Source organism: Pararhodobacter sp. CCB-MM2, from assembly GCF_001691415.1.
In the GTDB taxonomy this organism is placed as follows: domain Bacteria; phylum Pseudomonadota; class Alphaproteobacteria; order Rhodobacterales; family Rhodobacteraceae; genus Pararhodobacter.
The window spans coordinates 24,537-40,188 of the sequence record NZ_LRRR01000007.1 but is presented as its reverse complement, the minus strand read 5'-3'; the positions used below and the strand labels follow the sequence as shown (position 1 = coordinate 40,188).

Genomic DNA, 15,652 nt, shown 5'->3' with positions numbered 1-15,652 from the left:
CATGACGGCGACGGAGAACGACCAGCTTCGCAAGGGTGAGCGGACGCGGCTGCGGCTGAAGAAGACCGCGCTGAAGCTCTTCGCGCAGCGCGGCATCGAGAATGTCTCGGTCCGCGACATTCAGGCGGCGGCCGGTCAGAAGAACAACGGCTCGATCACCTATTACTTCTCGTCCCGCGATGCCCTGATCCGCGAGATCGTCGGCGATGTCGCCGCGGTCCTCGATGCCGACAACAACCGGCGCCTCGATGCTTTGGAAGCGCGGGGCGGCCCGGCCTCGGTGCGGGAAGTGGCCGAGATCCTGCTCCCCATCGTCGACCGCGAGGGCGAGGATACGACCGAGGGTCAGTATCAGCTTCAGTTCTTCACCTCGGTGCTGATCACCCGCCGCGACCTCTTGTTCGAAGCGACCGAGGGCGCCGACCGGGCGACGCGGCGCTGCTTCCAGCACATCGTCCGCCTCGCGCCGGAAATGCCACGCGAGATCATCCGTCAGCGTCTGCAGCTGATGCTGTTGTTCGCGCTGTCCGCGGGGGCCTCGATGGAATCCGGCAAGGAGGATCATCGCAACTGGGCGCGGCTCTGGGGCCAGCAATCGGCCAAGAGCAACCTTGCCGACGTGATGGCCGGCATGATCACCGCCCCGGTGACCGAGGAAACCCGCGCCGCCGTGGACCGCGACCGCGCCGGCTAACTCTCAGCCTGCGAAGGGATCGGCGGCGATCCGCGCCACCGCCGCGCGGTAGTCCTGCGACAGCCGCTCGGTCAGCTCGGCGATTGTCGGCAGGTCTTGGATGCCGCCCACCCCCTGCCCCGCCGACCAGATGTCGCGCCAGGCCTTGCTCTCGCGCTTGGCGTCTGGGGCTCCGACAGCCGGCAAGGCCGCAGGATCCAACCCCGCCGCGCGGATCGAGGGGATCAGGAACGATGCCGCCGCGCCGGTCAGGTTCGGCGTAACCAGAACATCGCCCGCGCCGGCCTGCAGCATCATCTGCTTCTGCGCCTCAGGCACCGCGGCCTCCTGCGTCGCGATGAAACGGGTGCCCATGCTCACCAGATCCGCCCCCATCGCCCGCGCCGCCACGATCTCGGCCCCGTTGGTCACGCCACCCGCCAGAATCAGCAGCCCGTCATAGACCTGCCGGATCTCCGCCAGCACGGCGAAAGGCGACAGATGCCCGGTATGCCCGCCCGCGCCCGAGGCCAGAGCAATCAGCCCGTCGACACCTGAGTCAGCCAGCTTCTCGGCATGGCGACGCGTGGCGACATCATGGAACACCAACCCGCCGTAAGAATGCACCGCGTCAATCACCTCGGGCCGCGCGCCGAAGGCGGTGATGACGACCGGCACGCGGTGGCGGATGACGATCTCCAGATCCGCCTCCAGCCGCGGGTTCGAGGCATGGACGATCAGGTTCACCGCATGCGGCGCGGCGTCAGGGTATGCGGTGAGCCGCGCATCGATCTCGGTCAGCCACGCCTCGAACCCCTCGCTGCTGCGCTGGTTCAGCGCCGGAATCGCGCCGAGCAGGCCATTGCGACAGGCCTCAACCACCATGTCCGGGGTCGAGGTCAGAAACATCGGCGCCACGATCACCGGCAGGCGCAAACGGTCCAGCGGGGCCGGCAAGGGGCGGGGTTGATGCATGATGTCCTCCAATCCTCGGCACCGGGATAACAGCCTCGCCGCGCCCTTTCCAGCTTTTTAGGTCACTGGCTTAATTTTGTTGACAGACCCCGCCACGCCCCCTACCCAAGACGGGAATGGAGCCCTTTGGGAGGAGGATCGCGCCATGCGCACCCTGTTGAGCACCGCCACCGGCGGGCCCGAAACGCTGGTCTATCGCACCGATGCGCCGATCCCCGAGCCCGCCGCCGGCGAGATCCGCATCCGCGTCCATGCCGCGGCGCTGAACCTGCCCGACCTGTTGATGATCGAGGACAAATACCAAGATCGCCCGACCCGTCCCTTCGCCCCCGGTTCGGAAGTGGCGGGGATCGTCGATGCCGTCGGCGCCGGCGTGACCGGTTTCGCGCCGGGCCAGCGGGTGATCGCCGTGACCAGCTCGGGCGGGCTGGCGGAATACGCGCTCTGCCCGGCCGGGAAGGTCTCGCACCTGCCCGACGGCATTCCGTTCGACGAGGCCTCGGCGCTGCTGGTGACCTATGCCACGACCTATTACGCCCTGACCGAACGCGGCGGGCTGGCCGAGGGCGAGACCCTGCTGGTGACCGGCGCCTCAGGCGGGATCGGCTTGGCCGGGATCGAGCTGGGCAAGGCCCTCGGCGCGCGGGTGATCGCGGCGGCGTCGAGCGACGACAAGCTGGCCATCGCGCGTGAGGCTGGCGCGGACGAGACGCTGCCCTACCCCTCCGGCGCGCCGCTGACCCGCGACCAACAGCGCGCGTTCACCAGCGACCTCAAACGCTTGGCGGGGCCCGACGGCGTGTCTGTGATCCTCGACCCGGTGGGCGGTGCTCTGGTCGAGCCGGCGTTCCGGTCCTTGGGTTGGGGCGGGCGTTACTTGGTGATCGGCTTTGCCGCCGGGATCGCTCGCCTGCGGATGAACCTGCCGCTGCTAAAAAGCGCCGACATCCGCGGCGTCTATTGGGCGCAATGGATCCTGCGCGAGCCCGAGGCCCATCAGCGCGTCGTCTCCGCCCTTTGTGCGCTGCATGCTGAAGGCCGGATCCGCCCCCGTATCCAGGCGCGCTTCCCGCTGGAGCGCGGGATCGAGGCGCTGCAACTCTTGGCCTCGCGCAAGGCCGTGGGCAAGATCGTCGTCACCGTCCATGAGGGAGCCCCCGCATGACCCAGCCCCCCCTGCACGGCCTGACGATCCTCGAACTCGCCGGCATCGGCCCCGGCCCCTTCGCCGGCATGATGCTGGCCGACCATGGCGCCGAGGTGATCCGCATCGAGCGCATCGGCGCCGGCAAGGCCGGGCCCGAGATCCCGGCGGAGAAGGACATCCTGCTCCGCTCGCGCCGGACGATCGAGCTGAACCTGAAGAGCGCCGAGGGGCGTGCGGTGCTGCTGGATCTCGTCACCAAAGCCGACGGGCTGATCGAGGGCTATCGCCCTGGCGTGCTGGAGCGCCTTGGTCTGTCGCCCGAGGTGCTGCATCAGGCCAATCCCGCGCTGGTGATCGGGCGGATGACCGGCTGGGGCCAGACCGGGCCGATGGCGCAGATGGCCGGGCATGACCTCAACTACATCGCGCTGTCGGGCACGCTGCATGCGGTCGGCCGTGCCGGCGACAAGCCCGTCGTACCCTTGAACCTGTTCGGCGATTTCGGCGGCGGCGGGATGCTTCTGGCTTTCGGGATGTTGGCCGCGCTTCACCATGCCCGCGCCACCGGACAGGGACAGGTCGTCGATGCCGCGATGACCGAGGGCGCGGCGCTGCTGTCGTCGATGATCCAGACCTTCCGCCAGATCGGCCTGTGGCGCGATGAGCGAGGGGTGAACCTGCTGGACGGAGGCGCGCCCTTCTATGACAGCTACCAGACGGCGGATGGCAAATACGTCACCATCGGCGCGCTGGAGCCGCAATTCTACGCCGTCCTGCTGGACCGGCTGGGCCTGACGGGCGACCCGGATTTCGTCGCCCAGATGGACCGCGCGCGCTGGCCCCGGATGCACGAACGCCTGACCGCGCTGTTCCTGACCCGCCCGCGCGACGATTGGGACGCGGTATTGCTCGGCTCGGACGCCTGCTACGCCCCGGTCCTGTCGCTGGAGGAGGCGACGCGCCACGCCCACGGCCTCTCGCGCGCGGCTTTCCCGGTGGCGGGTGGCATCACCCAACCCGCCCCCGCGCCCCGCTATTCGCACAGCCCGACCGTGGCGCCGGCGATGCACGACGGGATGCACACCGACGCGGTGCTGGCGCGGTTCGGTTTCACTACCGACCGACTGCAAGCTCTGCGTGACGGAGGGGCAATCGGATGATGAACGCGGTTCACGATGGCCCGACCGACGCCACCCTCGCCCTGCGCGCGCTGAGGGCCTGGCCCGACCGTGAAGCCTTCCGCTGGGACGGCGGCGCAATGACCCGGGCCGAAGGTCTGGCCCTCATCGCCCGGATGCAGGCGGTGCTGCAGGTCGAGGGCTTTGGGAGAGGCGACCGCGTGGCGCTTCTGTCGTCGAACCGGGCCGAAGCATGGTGCCTGGTGATCGCCGTGCAGGCCTTGGGCGGCGGGGTGTGCAACCTGCACCCCTTGGGCGCGTTGGCCGATCAGGCGTTGCAGGTAGATGAGCTCTGCCCCGCCTTTGTCATCGTCTGCGGCCTGTCCCATGCCACGCGGGCCGAAGAACTGGCGCTTGCCTGCCCCGGCGCACGGCATCTGCGGCTGGGCGGCGGGGGCGACGACCTGCTGGCGCTGGCCGCGCGCGAGACCGCCACCGACCCCTTGGACCTGTCTCAGCCCGACCTGCCCGGCACGCTGAACTTCACCGGCGGCACGACCGGCCGGCCGAAGCCCGTCTCGCGCAGCGCGGGGGCGCTCGCGGCGATCACCCGCACCATCCTGTCCGATTTCGGCCTGCCCGAGGCCCCCCGATACCTCGCCGTCGCGCCAATCAGCCATGTCGGCGGCACCAAGATCGTGCCGGTGCTGCTGAAGGGCGGCACGGTCCATCTGATGACCAGCTTCGACCCCGACGCGGTCCTCGCCACCATCGCGCGCGAGCGGATCACCATGACCCTGATGGTGCCGACGATGATCTACGCGCTGCTTGACCGGCTGGAGGGGGCGGCGCAGGATCTGTCGTCGTTGCAGCTCCTGCTCTATGGCGCGGCGCCCATGTCGCCTGCGCGGCTGGCCGAGGGGATCGCTCGGCTGGGCCCGATCTTCGCCCAGCTCTATGGCCAGACCGAATGCTATCCGATCGCGCTGCTCGACCGGGCGGATCACGACCCGACGCAACCCCGGACGCTGGCCTCCTGCGGGCGGGTGGTGTCCTCGGCGCAGGTGGTTCTCATGCGCGCGGATGGCAGCGAAGCGCCGGGGGGCGAGCCCGGCGAGATCTGCGTGCGCGCGCCGATGGTGATGAGCGGCTACATGGACCGGCCCGAGGAAACGGCGCAGGCTCTGGCGGGCGGCTGGCTGCACACGGGCGATGTGGCGATCCGCGATGCCGAGGGACGGCTGACCATCGTCGACCGGCTGAAGGACATGATCGTCACCGGCGGCTTTAACGTCTATCCGAAGGAGATCGAGGACGTGCTGACCGCCGACGACAGCGTCTCGGCCGCGGCGGTGATCGGTGTGCCGGACGCGAAATGGGGCGAGGCGGTCGTGGGTTTCGTCGTCCCGCGCCCCGGCCGGGTGCCGGATACAGCCGTGCTGCTGGCGGCGGTGCAGGCGGCGAAAGGCTCGATCAGCAAGCCCAAGCGGCTGGAGGTGGTCGAGACCCTGCCGATGACCGCGCTGGGGAAGATCGACAAGAAGGCCCTGCGCGCCCGGTTCTGGCAAGGGGCCGAGCGGCAGGTGTGATCGCCCGCCTACGCGAGCACTTCATGCCCGGCGGCTTCCAGATGCTGTCGCGCCGCATCGAGTTGGTCTGCCGGGATCAAGACGTGCTCGCCATCGAAGGTGCAGAGGACAAAGACACCGATACCATTGCCGGACAAAGGATCGATCAGGGATTTGACGATCCCCGCTGCGTCGAACGGAAACGGACCCACCGTGCGCAGACAGGCCCAGCCCGGTTCCGACGGGGTGCCGAGGGGCACCCGCTCGTCAAGGCAGACCAGGGTCACTTCGTCATCCGCATAGACAACGGCCTTGAATCCCGGGCCCTGCAGCCAGTCGGGGATGGCGGCCTCGGCCTGCAGACGACAGACGGCATAGCGGCCGGGAACGACGAGGATGGTCAGTTGAATACTCATGAGGGGTCCTCTTTCAGGGAGCTGAAGAAGGACATTCCCCGTCGGTGACACGACCGATCCGCGAGAGCTTCATCTTTCAGGGATGAGACAATGGGAGAACCGTGGATCAGGGCGGAGGGCGCGTCAAGCCCCCCGCCCCCCGCCCGGCGTCGCGTCGTGTTCAGGCAACCAGCCCGCGCAGGCGGCTGGCGATGATCGCTTCCGCCTCGGCCACCATGGTGCCGATCAGCTCGGCGCAGGTCGGGATGTCGTGGATCAGCCCCTGCACCTGCCCGGCCCAGATCAACCCGGCATCCAGATCGCCCGTGCTCAGCGCCTGCCGCCCGTTTGCGCCAGAGACAAGCGGGCGCACATCCTCGAACACCGCGCCGGGGCGGGTGCCGATCTCGACCACCTGTTCCGACACGGAATTCCTCGCCACGCGGCCGGTGTTCTTGAAGCCCCGGAAGATCAGCTTGGTATCGCGCTCGGAATTCGCCACGAGGAACTGCTTCACGCTGTCATGGATCGGCGCTTCCTTGGTGGCGCAAAAGCGCGTGCCCATGTTCACGCCCTCGGCCCCCAAAGCCAGCGCGGCGACCAGCCCGCGCGCGTCCCCGATCCCGCCCGAGGCCAGCATCGGCACCGTGACCTGATCCGCCGCCGCCGGGATCAGCACCAGCCCCGGCACGTCATCCTCGCCGGGATGGCCCGCGCATTCGAACCCGTCGATCGAAATGATATCCGCGCCCATCTTCTCGGCCGACAGCGCATGCCGGACCGAGGTGCATTTGTGCAGCACGATCAAGCCATGCGCCTTGAAATCCTCGACATGCTCCTGCGGTTTACCGCCGGCGGTCTCGACGATCTTCACGCCGCTCTCGATGATCGCGCGGCGGTATTCGGCATAGGGTGGCGGGCTGACCGAGGGCAGGATCGTCAGGTTCACGCCGAAGGGCTTGTCGGTCATGGCCCGGCAGCGGTCGATCTCGGCGCGCAGGGCGTCCGGCGTGGGCTGGGTCAGGCCGGTGAGGATCCCAAGCCCGCCCGCGTTCGAGACGGCGGCGGCCATCTCGGCCGTGCCCACCCACATCATCCCGCCCTGCACGATCGGATGCTCGATGCCGAGCATCTCGGTGATCCGCGTCTTCAGGGCCATTTACAGCGCCTCCACGATGGTGACGTTGGCGATGCCGCCGCCTTCGCACATGGTCTGCAGCCCGTAGCGTTTGCCGCGCGTGTGCAGGGCATGCACCAGCGTCGTCATCAGCCGCGCGCCCGAGGCGCCCAAGGGATGCCCCAGCGCAATCGCGCCGCCGTTGACGTTCAGCTTGGCCGGATCGGCGCCTAGGTGCTTTGCCCAAGCCAGCGGAACCGGAGCGAAGGCCTCGTTGACTTCATAGAGGTCGATGTCGTCGATGCTCATGCCTGCGCGCGCCAGCGCCTTGACGGTGGCGGGCAACGGCTCTTCCAGCATGATCACCGGATCGCCGGCCGTGACGGTCAGGTTCACGATCCGCGCCTTGGGCGTGAGGTTGTATTTCTTCAGCGCGGCCTCGGACACGACCAGCACCCCCGCCGCGCCGTCGCAGATCTGCGAGGCATTGGCGGCCGAGATCATTCCGCCTTCCTCGAGCAGCTTCACCCCGCCGATACCCTCCAACGAGGCATCGCCCCGGATGCCCTCGTCGCGGGTGTGGAAGCCGCCGTCGATGGCCAGCGGCACGATCTCGGCGTCGAACGCGCCTGCGTCGCTGGCGGCCTGCGCGCGGCGGTGGCTCTCCAGCGCGAAACGGTCAAGCGTGTCGCGGTGAAAGCCATGCTTACGGGCGATCATCTCCGCGCCTTTGAACTGGCTGAAATCGCGGGTGCCGAAGCGCGCCTCGATCCGGTCCGAGAACGGCCCGATCCCGAGGCCCTCCTTCAGGTGGTACTTGATGTTCGAGAACATCGGCACGCGCGTCATGCTTTCGACGCCCATGGCGATCACCACGTCCTGCGTGCCCGACATCACCGCCTGCGCCGCGAATTGCACCGCCTGCTGCGACGAGCCGCATTGCCGGTCGATGGTCACCGCCGGCACGCTGTCGGGCAGTTTCGACGCCAGCACGCAGTTGCGGCCAAAGGCGAAGGCCTGCTCGCCGGCCTGCGTCACGCAGCCGACGATCACGTCGTCAACCACCGCGCCATCAATGCCCGAGCGCGCGATCAGCGCGTCGATCACCTCGGCGCCCAGATCGGCCGGGTGCCAGGCCGCCAGCGCGCCATTGCGTTTGCCGCCCGCCGTGCGGACCAGTTCCACGAGATAGGCCTCGGCCATGTCATCCTCCTGTGCGGCCCGCTTCGGGCCCTGAATTTCCCTGCCCGCCGCCTGTCAGCGGCAGGCCTCCATCGCCTCAAGCGCCAAGGCCACCAGCCGCGGAAAGGCCTTCGCCCGCTCCGCCGCATGGGCCGAGGCCGCCTGTCCACGCGCCACCCGCCCCTTGATCCCGTGAAAGATCGCGGCCATGCGGAAGAAGTTGAACGCGAGGTAGAAGTCGTAATGCGGCAGGCCCGCGCGGCCGGTGTTGGCGCAATATTGCGCGAGGGACTCGGCCTCGCTGGGCAGCCCCAATGCGCGCGGGTCCATTCCCCCCCACCCCGCCACGATGTCGGGCGGCATGCGGTACATCATCGCGTGATAGGCGAAGTCGGCCAAAGGATGGCCCAGCGTCGACAACTCCCAATCCAGCACCGCCAGCACGCGCGGCTCGGTCGGGTGGAAGATCATGTTGTCGCAGCGAAAATCGCCATGCACGATCGAGGTCTCGTCGCCCTCGGGGATCGCGCCGGGCAGCCAGTCGATCAGCCGGTCCATGCCGGGATCGCGGCCCGCGTCGGTGTCGGCGAGGTAGGATTTCGTCCAGCGGCCGATCTGGCGCTGGAAGTAATTCCCGGCCTTGCCGTAATCGCCCAGACCCACGCTATCCGGGTCGATCGCATGCAGTTGCGCCAGGGTCCGGTTCATCGCGGCGAAGTAATCCCCGCGCTGTTCCTTCGGCAGATCCGAGAAACTCGCGTCCCAGAAGATCCGCCCTTCGACCATGTCCATGACGAAGAACCAGCTGCCGATCACGCTGTCATCGGTGCAAAGCCCGTGCACCCGCGCGACCGGGAACCCGGCCTGCCCCAGCGCCTTCAGCACCCGGAACTCGCGGTCGACGGCATGGGCCCCGGCAGCGAGGGGGCCGGGGGGCTTGCGCCGCAGGACATAGGCGCGGGTGGGCGTCAGCAGCTTGTAGGTCGGGTTCGATTGGCCGCCCTTGAACTGCATCACCGTCAGAGGGCCCGCGAACCCCTCGACATGCTCCGCCATCCAGCGCGCGAGGGCGGCTTCGTCAAAGTGAAACCCCTCGCGCACCGGCTCGGCACCGGCATTAAGGCTGGCGTCGGTGGCCTCGCTCATGCCTCCTGAGCCTTCTTCCAGTCGCGCTTGATCTTCTTTGCCAGCGACCATTTGTGCACCTCGGTCGGGCCGTCGTAGATCCGGAAGGCGCGCAGCTCGCGGAACACCTGCTCGACGATCGTATCGCCGGTCACGCCCTGCCCGCCCATCACCTGCACGCAGCGGTCGGCCACGCGCATCAGCGCCTCGGACACCGCGACCTTGGCCATCGAACTTTCCGCCGTGCCCTGCGCGCCCGTGTCCAAGACATCGGCGCACCAATAGGTCATGAGCTCGGCCTGCTTCAGATCGATCAGGTTCTCGGCCAGCATGAAGCCGACGCCCTCGTGATCCACCAGTTGCTTGCCGAAGGCCATGCGGCGGTTGGCATAATCCGTGGCGATCTCGTTCGCGCGGACGCAGGCGCCGAGCCAGCGCATGCAATGCGACAGCCGCGCGGGCGACAGGCGGACCTGCGCGTAACGGAAGCCCTCACCGCTGTCGCCCAGCATCTGATCCGCCGGCACGCGCAGATTGTCGATGGTGACGACCGCATGGCCGCCGGGCATCGAGCTGTCGATCGTGTCCATCACCCGCTCGATGCGGATCGCCGGGTCCGGCAGGTCCACAAGGAACATGCAGGCGCCGTCCTCGGACTTGGCCATGACGATGCCCACGCCCGCGCCCTCGGCCCCCGTGATATAGGTCTTGCGACCGTTGATCACCCAGTGGTTGCCATCAGGCCGGCAAGTGGTCAGCATCATCGACGGGTCCGAACCCGCGCCGCCATCCTCGGCCGGTTCGGTCATGAAGAAAGCCGAGCGTTTCTCGCCCTTCACCAGCGGATCGAGGAACCGCGTCTTCAGATCCGCGCTCGCCACCTTGCCGAGAAGGTACATGTTCCCCTCGTCGGGCGCGGCGGTGTTGCAGGCGATGGGGCCCAGAGGCGACAGCCCTGAGCGGATCAGCACGGCGGCCGTTTCGCGCTGGGTCAGGTGGTCGCCACCCCCGAGGATATGCGGGGTCAGAAGGCCCGCCTCGCGCGCCTTCTGTTTCAGCTCCATCGCCAACTCATCGGTCGGACCATGCGAGGTGCGGCGCGGGTCTTTCTCATAGGGCGCGACGGTCTCGCGCACGAAGGCCTCGACCCGGTCGGCGAGGGCCAGCGCGCGGTCGCTGATGCCGGTGCGGTTCAGGATGCTCATTTCGGCGCCATCCGGATTGCTCCGTCGAGACGAATGACCTCGCCGTTCAGCATGGTATTGTCGACGATGGCAGCGACCATGCGGGCGAATTCGTTGGGATCGCCCAGACGCGGCGGGAAGGGCACCTGACGACCGAGGCTGTCTTGCGCCTCTTGCGGCAGGGTCGCCATCAGCGGGGTCAGGAACAGGCCCGGCGCGATGGTCATGACGCGGATGCCGTAACGCGCGAACTCGCGGGCGATGGGCAGGGTCATGCCGACGATGCCGCCTTTGGACGCGGCATAGGCCGCCTGCCCGATCTGCCCGTCATAGGCCGCGACCGAGGCCGTGTTGATGACCACGCCGCGCTCCTCGCCGACCAGATCGGCGGTGTGCAGGGCGGCTGCGAATTTCGACAGCACGTTGAACGAGCCCAGCAGGTTCACGTTGATGATCGTCGCGAACGAGGCCAGCGGGATCGATTTGCCCTCGCGGTCGATGACCTTGGCGGGCGGCCCGATGCCGGCGCAGTTCACGAGGATCCGCGCCTTGCCATGCAGGCCCTCGGCGGCGGCGACGGCTTCCTCAACCTGGGATTCATCGGTGACGTTGACCTTGAAGAAGGCGCCGCCGATCGCTTCGGCGTGCTTGCGGCCCAGATCCTCGTTCATGTCGAAGATCGCCACTTTCGCGCCGGCCTTGGCCAGCATCTCGGCCGTCGCCCCGCCAAGGCCCGAGGCCCCGCCGGTCACGATCGCCGCATGTCCTTTGATATCCATGTCTTTCTCCTTCAGGTCAGCTGGCCTTGGGCCAGTATTCATCGCGCAGGCTGCGCTTGATCAGTTTGCCGGTGGGCGTGCGCGGCAGGGTCTCGCGGAAGTCGATGCTGCGCGGGACCTTCAGGTTCGACAGACGCTCGCGGCACCAGTCGATGATCTCGCGCGCGGTCTCGGGGTTCGGGGCGATGCCCGGCTCCAGCTGGATCACCGCCTTGACCTCCTCGCCCATTTCCTCGTTCGGGACGCCGAACACGGCGGCATCCGCGACGGCGGGATGGGTGATCAGCAGGTCCTCGGTCTCCTGCGGGTAGATGTTCACGCCACCCGAGATGATCGTGTAGGCCTTCCGGTCCGAGAGGAAGAGAAACCCTTCGTCATTCAGATAACCGATGTCACCGAAGGTCGCGCAGCCGGGGCGCAGATAGGCGGCGGCGGTCTTTTCGGGATCGTTGCGATAGGCGAATTCGACACCGCTGTCGAAATAGACCCCGCCGATCTGGCCCGCGGGCAGCTCGTTCCCGTCCTCGTCGGCGATGACGATCGGGCCGGTCAGCGACTTGCCGACGGTGCCGGGGAAACGCAGCCAATCCTGCGAGGTCGAGAAGGTCACGCCATTCGCCTCCGAGCCTGCGTAGAACTCGCACAGGATCGGGCCCCACCAGTCGATCATCGCCTGCTTCACGTCGCGCGGACAGGGGGCGGCGGCATGGAAGACGACGCGCAGGCTGTCGTGGCGGTACCTGGCGCGCACGTCATCCGGCAGTTTCAGCAGGCGGACGAAATGCGTCGGCACGAATTGGCCATGCGTCACGCCCCATCGCTCGATCAAGGCGAGCGTTTCCTCGGCGTCGAACTTCTCGCTGATGAGGGCCGTGCCGCCGAACATCACCGCCATCATCGCAAACCGCAGCGGGGCCGCATGGTAGAGCGGCGCGGGCGTGATCAGCACCGTATCCGGCCCCATCCCCGCCATCGTCTCGCACAGCACGGTCATCAGCGCGGGGATCACCGTGTCGACGGGCTGCGGCGTGAACTTGCGCACGATCCCCTTGGGCCGCCCCGTGGTACCCGAGGAATAGAGCAGGTCCGCCCCGGCCGCCTGATCGGCGATGGGTTCCGCGGGCATCCCGGCCTGAAAGGCGTTCCAATCCAGCGCCGGATCGTCAACCTTGCCGGCGATGAAGAACCGACAGTCCGGGCAGGCGGCCTGAAGCTCGGGCAGGAGGCAGGCGTAGGTATCCGAGATGATGCAGACGCTCGCCTCGCAATCGGTGACGATATAGGCGATCTCGGCCGATTTCAGATGGTGGCTGATCGCGGTGTAGAACACGCCCGCGCGCTGCCCGGACCAGCACAGGCCGAGGAAATCCAGACGGTTCTCGAAGATCAGCGCGACATTGCCGCCCTGCTCCACCCCCAGCGCGCGAAAGGCCTGCGCGCCCTGGTTCGAGATCCGGTCAAGCTGCCGGTAAGTCATCACCTCGCCCGAGCGCGCCATGCGATAGGCGGGCTTGTCGGGGGTGATGGTCGCGAAAGACGACAGGTGTTTCATGCGCTCCTCCTCGCAAGGCGACCCGTCAACGGGCCGCTGGCGGTTTCCGGTCGTCGAGGCCAAGGCCCCGACCGATGATTTCCTTCATGATTTCCGATGATCCGGCATAGATCCGGCTGACGCGCGCGGCGGTGTACATGCGGGCGATCTCATATTCCTCCATGAAACCGGCCCCACCGTGCAGCTGTACGCATTCATCAACGACGAACCCCTCGGTCTCGGAGGCCAGAAGCTTCGCCTCAGCCGCCAATTCCGGGGTCAGCAGCCCCTCCAGATGCTCCTGCGCGCAATGGTCGACGAAGGCCTGCGCGGCATCGAGTTTGGTGCGCATCTCGGCCAGCTTGAAGCGGGCGTTCTGGTAGGTGCCGACAGGCTTGCCGAACACCTTCCGCTCGCGCACGAAATCGAGCGTGATGGCGAAGGCGCGTTGGGCATGCGACAGGAATTGCACCGCGCCCATCAGGCGTTCTTCGGCGAGGTTGTGGATCATCATCCGGAACCCGCCCAAGGGATCACCCAGCACGTTCTCCTTGGGAATCTGCACGTTGTCGAAGTTCAGCTCGGCCGTGTCCTGAGACTTCAAGCCGATCTTCGCCAACTTCCGCCCGCGCGAGAAACCGGGCCGGTCGGCCTCGACCCAGAACAGGCCGATGTCGTGCCGGTTCGGTCCGGTGCGCGCGGCGACCAGCACCAGTCCGCAGAGGATGCCGTTGGAAATATAGGTCTTCGCGCCGTTGATCAGCCAATGATCGCCCTTGTCCTCGGCCCGCGTGCGGATGCCCGAGAGGTCCGAGCCAGTGTCAGGCTCGGTCATGGCGATGGCCAGCACCGTCTCGCCCGAGGTGATGCCGGGCATGAAGCGCGCGCGTTGCTCATCAGTGCCGAACTTGTGCAGATAGGGCGCGACGATGCGGTTGTGCAGCGGGATATAGAGGCCGTTCTCGCGCGCCGACAGCTCCTCGGACAGGACCATGTCATAGCGGAAATCATCGAGCCCCAGCCCGCCGTATTCCTCATCGGCATACATGGCGAGGAACCCCTGCGCGCCGGCGCTGAGCCAGACCGCGCGGTCGACCATGCCCTGTTCGCGGAAACGCTCGGCATGGGGATAGACCTCGGCCTCGGCCCAGCGGCGGACCGTGTCGCGGAACATCTCGTGTTCGGGCTCGAAAAGGCGGCGGCGGATCATGGCGGCTCCTGTCAGGCGGCGTAGGACTTGGCGTCACGCAGATACGCGCGCAGGGCGGAGGAGGGGCGGAAGCGGTCGCCCAGCCGGTCGGCCAGCGCGTCGCAACGGGCGAGGAAGGCGTCAGGCCCCTGCTCCCGCGCGTATTGCACCGCCCCGCCAAGGTGGCGTGGAAAGCCTGCGGCTTGGACCGTTGCCAGATCCGCTTCGGCCTCATGCTGCAGGACGCCTTCGGCGAGGCAGGTCAGCGCCGCGAGGCTGAGGCGGGTGAGCAGCCGGTCAGTGGCGTCGTCGGCCACGGGGCCATCGCCCTCGGGCAGTGTCAGGTCCAGCCCCGCGGCATGGGCTCGCGCGGCCAAGGCTCCGGGTGCGTTGCCTTCGGTCAGCAGATGCTGGACCTCGTCTTGCAGCGCGGCGCGGAGCCGGTCGAGGAAGGCGCCCCGGACGACCAACGGCATAAGGCCGAGTTGCTGCACGAGGTCATAGGCCCGTGCCGTGGCAGCGGGTGCGCCGGCGTGGATCTCGACCACGGGACCCGAGCGGTGCAGGCGCAGCGGGTCTTTACCGGCCTCACCCAGCAGGATCTCGTCCCCCGCGACCTGCGCTTTCAGCGGCGCGGGGCCGACGGTGATCCGGCGTTTGTGGGCGAGCGCCGTCAGGGCGTCGGCCCCGTCGCCGGTGATCTCCAGCGCCTCGATCCGGTGGCGTGGGCCGTCCGGGCGCAGCTTGCCCGAACGCAGGGCATTGGCCGCGAAGAAGTTCAGCGTGATGGCCGCACGGGTCTCGGGCAGGCCGAGCAGGTCGCAGAACAGCCGCGACTCCAGTGCCAGAACCGTATCGACCTCCATCACCAAGCCCGCCTCGACCAGCTCGACGATCTTCAACGGGCCGGGCAACAGGCCACGGGTCTCGGCCATGATCCGGGCGCGGGTTTCGGCCAGCAGCGTCCGCGCCTTGGCCATTTCGACTTCCGAGCGGGGTGCGACCGGGCGATCCCACGGCTGCACTGGCGGTTCGGTCTGCGCATGGATCCACGCCAACGCGGCCGGGAGCAACTCCTCGCGGGAGGGCACGAGTTCATCGATGACGCCCAAGTCCAGCGCCTCGGCCGGGGCCATCATCCGGCCGCTCAGCAGCAGGTCCAACGCCGGGGCCAAGCCGGTGAGCCACGGCAGACGCGCGCAGCCACCGGCACCGGGCAACAGCCCCAGCGTGACCTCGGGTAAGCCCGTCACGGCGGCGCGGTCCTCGACGATCACCCGGTGGTGACAGGCGAGACAGATCTCCAACCCGCCACCCAAGGCCGCACCGTTGATCGCGGCGACGACCGGCGCACCCAATTGCTCCAACCGACGCAGGAAGCCCTTGTCCTCGTTCAACCACGCCCGGTAGGCGGCATCCGCCCCCTCATTGGCCAGAAGCGCATGAAGATCGCCGCCCGCGAAGAACGTCTTCTTGGCCGAGGCGATGACCACGCCTTTCAGCCCGGCCTCGCCCTCCAGCCGCGCCACCGTGGCGCCCATCAGGTCATGGTAAACCTGGCTCATCGTATTGGCGGACTGGCCGTCCATATCCATCGTCACCACGACGATTCCATCGTCGCGGCGCTGGTAGTCAAAGCCCATCGCGGGGTCCTCCCTCATGGCTTGCT

At 67.9% G+C, this 15,652-nt stretch carries 14 protein-coding genes; 4 read left to right on the top strand and 10 right to left on the bottom strand.

The genetic code is table 11. From position 1 onward, the window contains the following. Position 1 precedes the first annotated feature (1 nt). On the top strand, positions 2-694 hold the full coding sequence (locus BCY78_RS09640; protein ID WP_068300784.1) for a helix-turn-helix domain-containing protein: 693 nt from the start codon (positions 2-4) through the stop codon (positions 692-694). Between the two features lie 3 nt (positions 695-697). On the opposite strand, the gene BCY78_RS09635 is transcribed toward BCY78_RS09640, so the two are convergent. Further along, the gene (locus tag BCY78_RS09635; protein WP_068300781.1) at positions 698-1,648 is read right to left on the bottom strand and encodes a nitronate monooxygenase family protein; all 951 of its coding nucleotides are present in this window, start codon (positions 1,646-1,648) and stop codon (positions 698-700) included. 145 nt (positions 1,649-1,793) lie between these two features. Here BCY78_RS09635 and BCY78_RS09630 point away from each other — a divergent pair, with 145 nt between their 5' ends. Genes BCY78_RS09630 through BCY78_RS09620 form a run of 3 tightly spaced genes read left to right on the top strand, consistent with a single transcriptional unit; the run spans position 1,794 to position 5,502 of the window. After that, complete coding sequence (locus BCY78_RS09630) at positions 1,794-2,813, top strand: NADPH:quinone oxidoreductase family protein (RefSeq protein ID WP_068300779.1); 1,020 nt, start codon at positions 1,794-1,796, stop codon at positions 2,811-2,813. Beyond that, a complete protein-coding gene (locus tag BCY78_RS09625; protein ID WP_068300777.1) occupies positions 2,810-3,955 on the top strand; it encodes a CaiB/BaiF CoA-transferase family protein in 1,146 nt (381 codons plus the stop codon). Before BCY78_RS09630 ends, BCY78_RS09625 begins: the two co-directional genes overlap by 4 nt. Beyond that, positions 3,955-5,502 (top strand): AMP-binding protein, encoded by a 1,548-nt coding sequence (locus BCY78_RS09620; RefSeq protein WP_199523136.1) that lies wholly within the window; start codon positions 3,955-3,957, stop codon positions 5,500-5,502. Before BCY78_RS09625 ends, BCY78_RS09620 begins: the two co-directional genes overlap by 1 nt. 8 nt (positions 5,503-5,510) lie before the next feature. Here BCY78_RS09620 and BCY78_RS09615 read toward each other — a convergent pair whose 3' ends face one another. The 9 genes from BCY78_RS09615 to BCY78_RS09575 form a co-directional block, all read right to left on the bottom strand. Next, positions 5,511-5,897, bottom strand: a complete 387-nt coding sequence (locus BCY78_RS09615) for an ACT domain-containing protein (protein WP_068300773.1) — start codon at positions 5,895-5,897, stop codon at positions 5,511-5,513. Between the two features lie 160 nt (positions 5,898-6,057). Next, a complete protein-coding gene (locus BCY78_RS09610; RefSeq protein ID WP_068300771.1) occupies positions 6,058-7,035 on the bottom strand; it encodes a nitronate monooxygenase family protein in 978 nt (325 codons plus the stop codon). After that, positions 7,036-8,196: an acetyl-CoA C-acetyltransferase gene (locus BCY78_RS09605; protein WP_068300769.1), complete on the bottom strand. Its 1,161-nt coding sequence runs from the start codon at positions 8,194-8,196 to the stop codon at positions 7,036-7,038. It lies immediately after the preceding gene. 54 nt (positions 8,197-8,250) lie between these two features. Continuing rightward, positions 8,251-9,321, bottom strand: a complete 1,071-nt coding sequence (locus BCY78_RS09600) for a phosphotransferase (protein ID WP_068300767.1) — start codon at positions 9,319-9,321, stop codon at positions 8,251-8,253. Further along, positions 9,318-10,505: an acyl-CoA dehydrogenase family protein gene (locus BCY78_RS09595; RefSeq protein WP_068300765.1), complete on the bottom strand. Its 1,188-nt coding sequence runs from the start codon at positions 10,503-10,505 to the stop codon at positions 9,318-9,320. Before BCY78_RS09595 ends, BCY78_RS09600 begins: the two co-directional genes overlap by 4 nt. Next, positions 10,502-11,263 carry an SDR family NAD(P)-dependent oxidoreductase gene (locus BCY78_RS09590; RefSeq protein ID WP_068300763.1) on the bottom strand — a complete coding sequence of 254 codons (762 nt, stop codon included), beginning with the start codon at positions 11,261-11,263 and terminating at the stop codon, positions 10,502-10,504. The genes BCY78_RS09595 and BCY78_RS09590 overlap by 4 nt, the downstream gene beginning before the upstream one ends. Positions 11,264-11,279: 16 nt before the next feature. Continuing rightward, positions 11,280-12,815 carry an acyl-CoA synthetase gene (locus BCY78_RS09585; RefSeq protein WP_068300761.1) on the bottom strand — a complete coding sequence of 512 codons (1,536 nt, stop codon included), beginning with the start codon at positions 12,813-12,815 and terminating at the stop codon, positions 11,280-11,282. A 25-nt stretch (positions 12,816-12,840) separates the two neighbouring features. After that, a complete protein-coding gene (locus BCY78_RS09580) occupies positions 12,841-14,004 on the bottom strand; it encodes an acyl-CoA dehydrogenase family protein (protein ID WP_233499377.1) in 1,164 nt (387 codons plus the stop codon). Between the two features lie 11 nt (positions 14,005-14,015). Then, on the bottom strand, positions 14,016-15,644 hold the full coding sequence (locus BCY78_RS09575; protein ID WP_083194934.1) for an enoyl-CoA hydratase-related protein: 1,629 nt from the start codon (positions 15,642-15,644) through the stop codon (positions 14,016-14,018). Positions 15,645-15,652: the final 8 nt, after the last annotated feature.

Bases quoted from the DNA above. Each gene is read 5' to 3' on its own strand.
- BCY78_RS09640 (WP_068300784.1), top strand. From the start codon at position 2: ATGACGGCGACGGAGAACGACCAGCTTCGCAAGGGTGAGCGGACGCGG.
- BCY78_RS09635 (WP_068300781.1), bottom strand. From the start codon at position 1,648: ATGCATCAACCCCGCCCCTTGCCGGCCCCGCTGGACCGTTTGCGCCTG.
- BCY78_RS09630 (WP_068300779.1), top strand. From the start codon at position 1,794: ATGCGCACCCTGTTGAGCACCGCCACCGGCGGGCCCGAAACGCTGGTC.
- BCY78_RS09625 (WP_068300777.1), top strand. From the start codon at position 2,810: ATGACCCAGCCCCCCCTGCACGGCCTGACGATCCTCGAACTCGCCGGC.
- BCY78_RS09620 (WP_199523136.1), top strand. From the start codon at position 3,955: ATGAACGCGGTTCACGATGGCCCGACCGACGCCACCCTCGCCCTGCGC.
- BCY78_RS09615 (WP_068300773.1), bottom strand. From the start codon at position 5,897: ATGAGTATTCAACTGACCATCCTCGTCGTTCCCGGCCGCTATGCCGTC.
- BCY78_RS09610 (WP_068300771.1), bottom strand. From the start codon at position 7,035: ATGGCCCTGAAGACGCGGATCACCGAGATGCTCGGCATCGAGCATCCG.
- BCY78_RS09605 (WP_068300769.1), bottom strand. From the start codon at position 8,196: ATGGCCGAGGCCTATCTCGTGGAACTGGTCCGCACGGCGGGCGGCAAA.
- BCY78_RS09600 (WP_068300767.1), bottom strand. From the start codon at position 9,321: ATGAGCGAGGCCACCGACGCCAGCCTTAATGCCGGTGCCGAGCCGGTG.
- BCY78_RS09595 (WP_068300765.1), bottom strand. From the start codon at position 10,505: ATGAGCATCCTGAACCGCACCGGCATCAGCGACCGCGCGCTGGCCCTC.
- BCY78_RS09590 (WP_068300763.1), bottom strand. From the start codon at position 11,263: ATGGATATCAAAGGACATGCGGCGATCGTGACCGGCGGGGCCTCGGGC.
- BCY78_RS09585 (WP_068300761.1), bottom strand. From the start codon at position 12,815: ATGAAACACCTGTCGTCTTTCGCGACCATCACCCCCGACAAGCCCGCC.
- BCY78_RS09580 (WP_233499377.1), bottom strand. From the start codon at position 14,004: ATGATCCGCCGCCGCCTTTTCGAGCCCGAACACGAGATGTTCCGCGAC.
- BCY78_RS09575 (WP_083194934.1), bottom strand. From the start codon at position 15,644: ATGAGGGAGGACCCCGCGATGGGCTTTGACTACCAGCGCCGCGACGAT.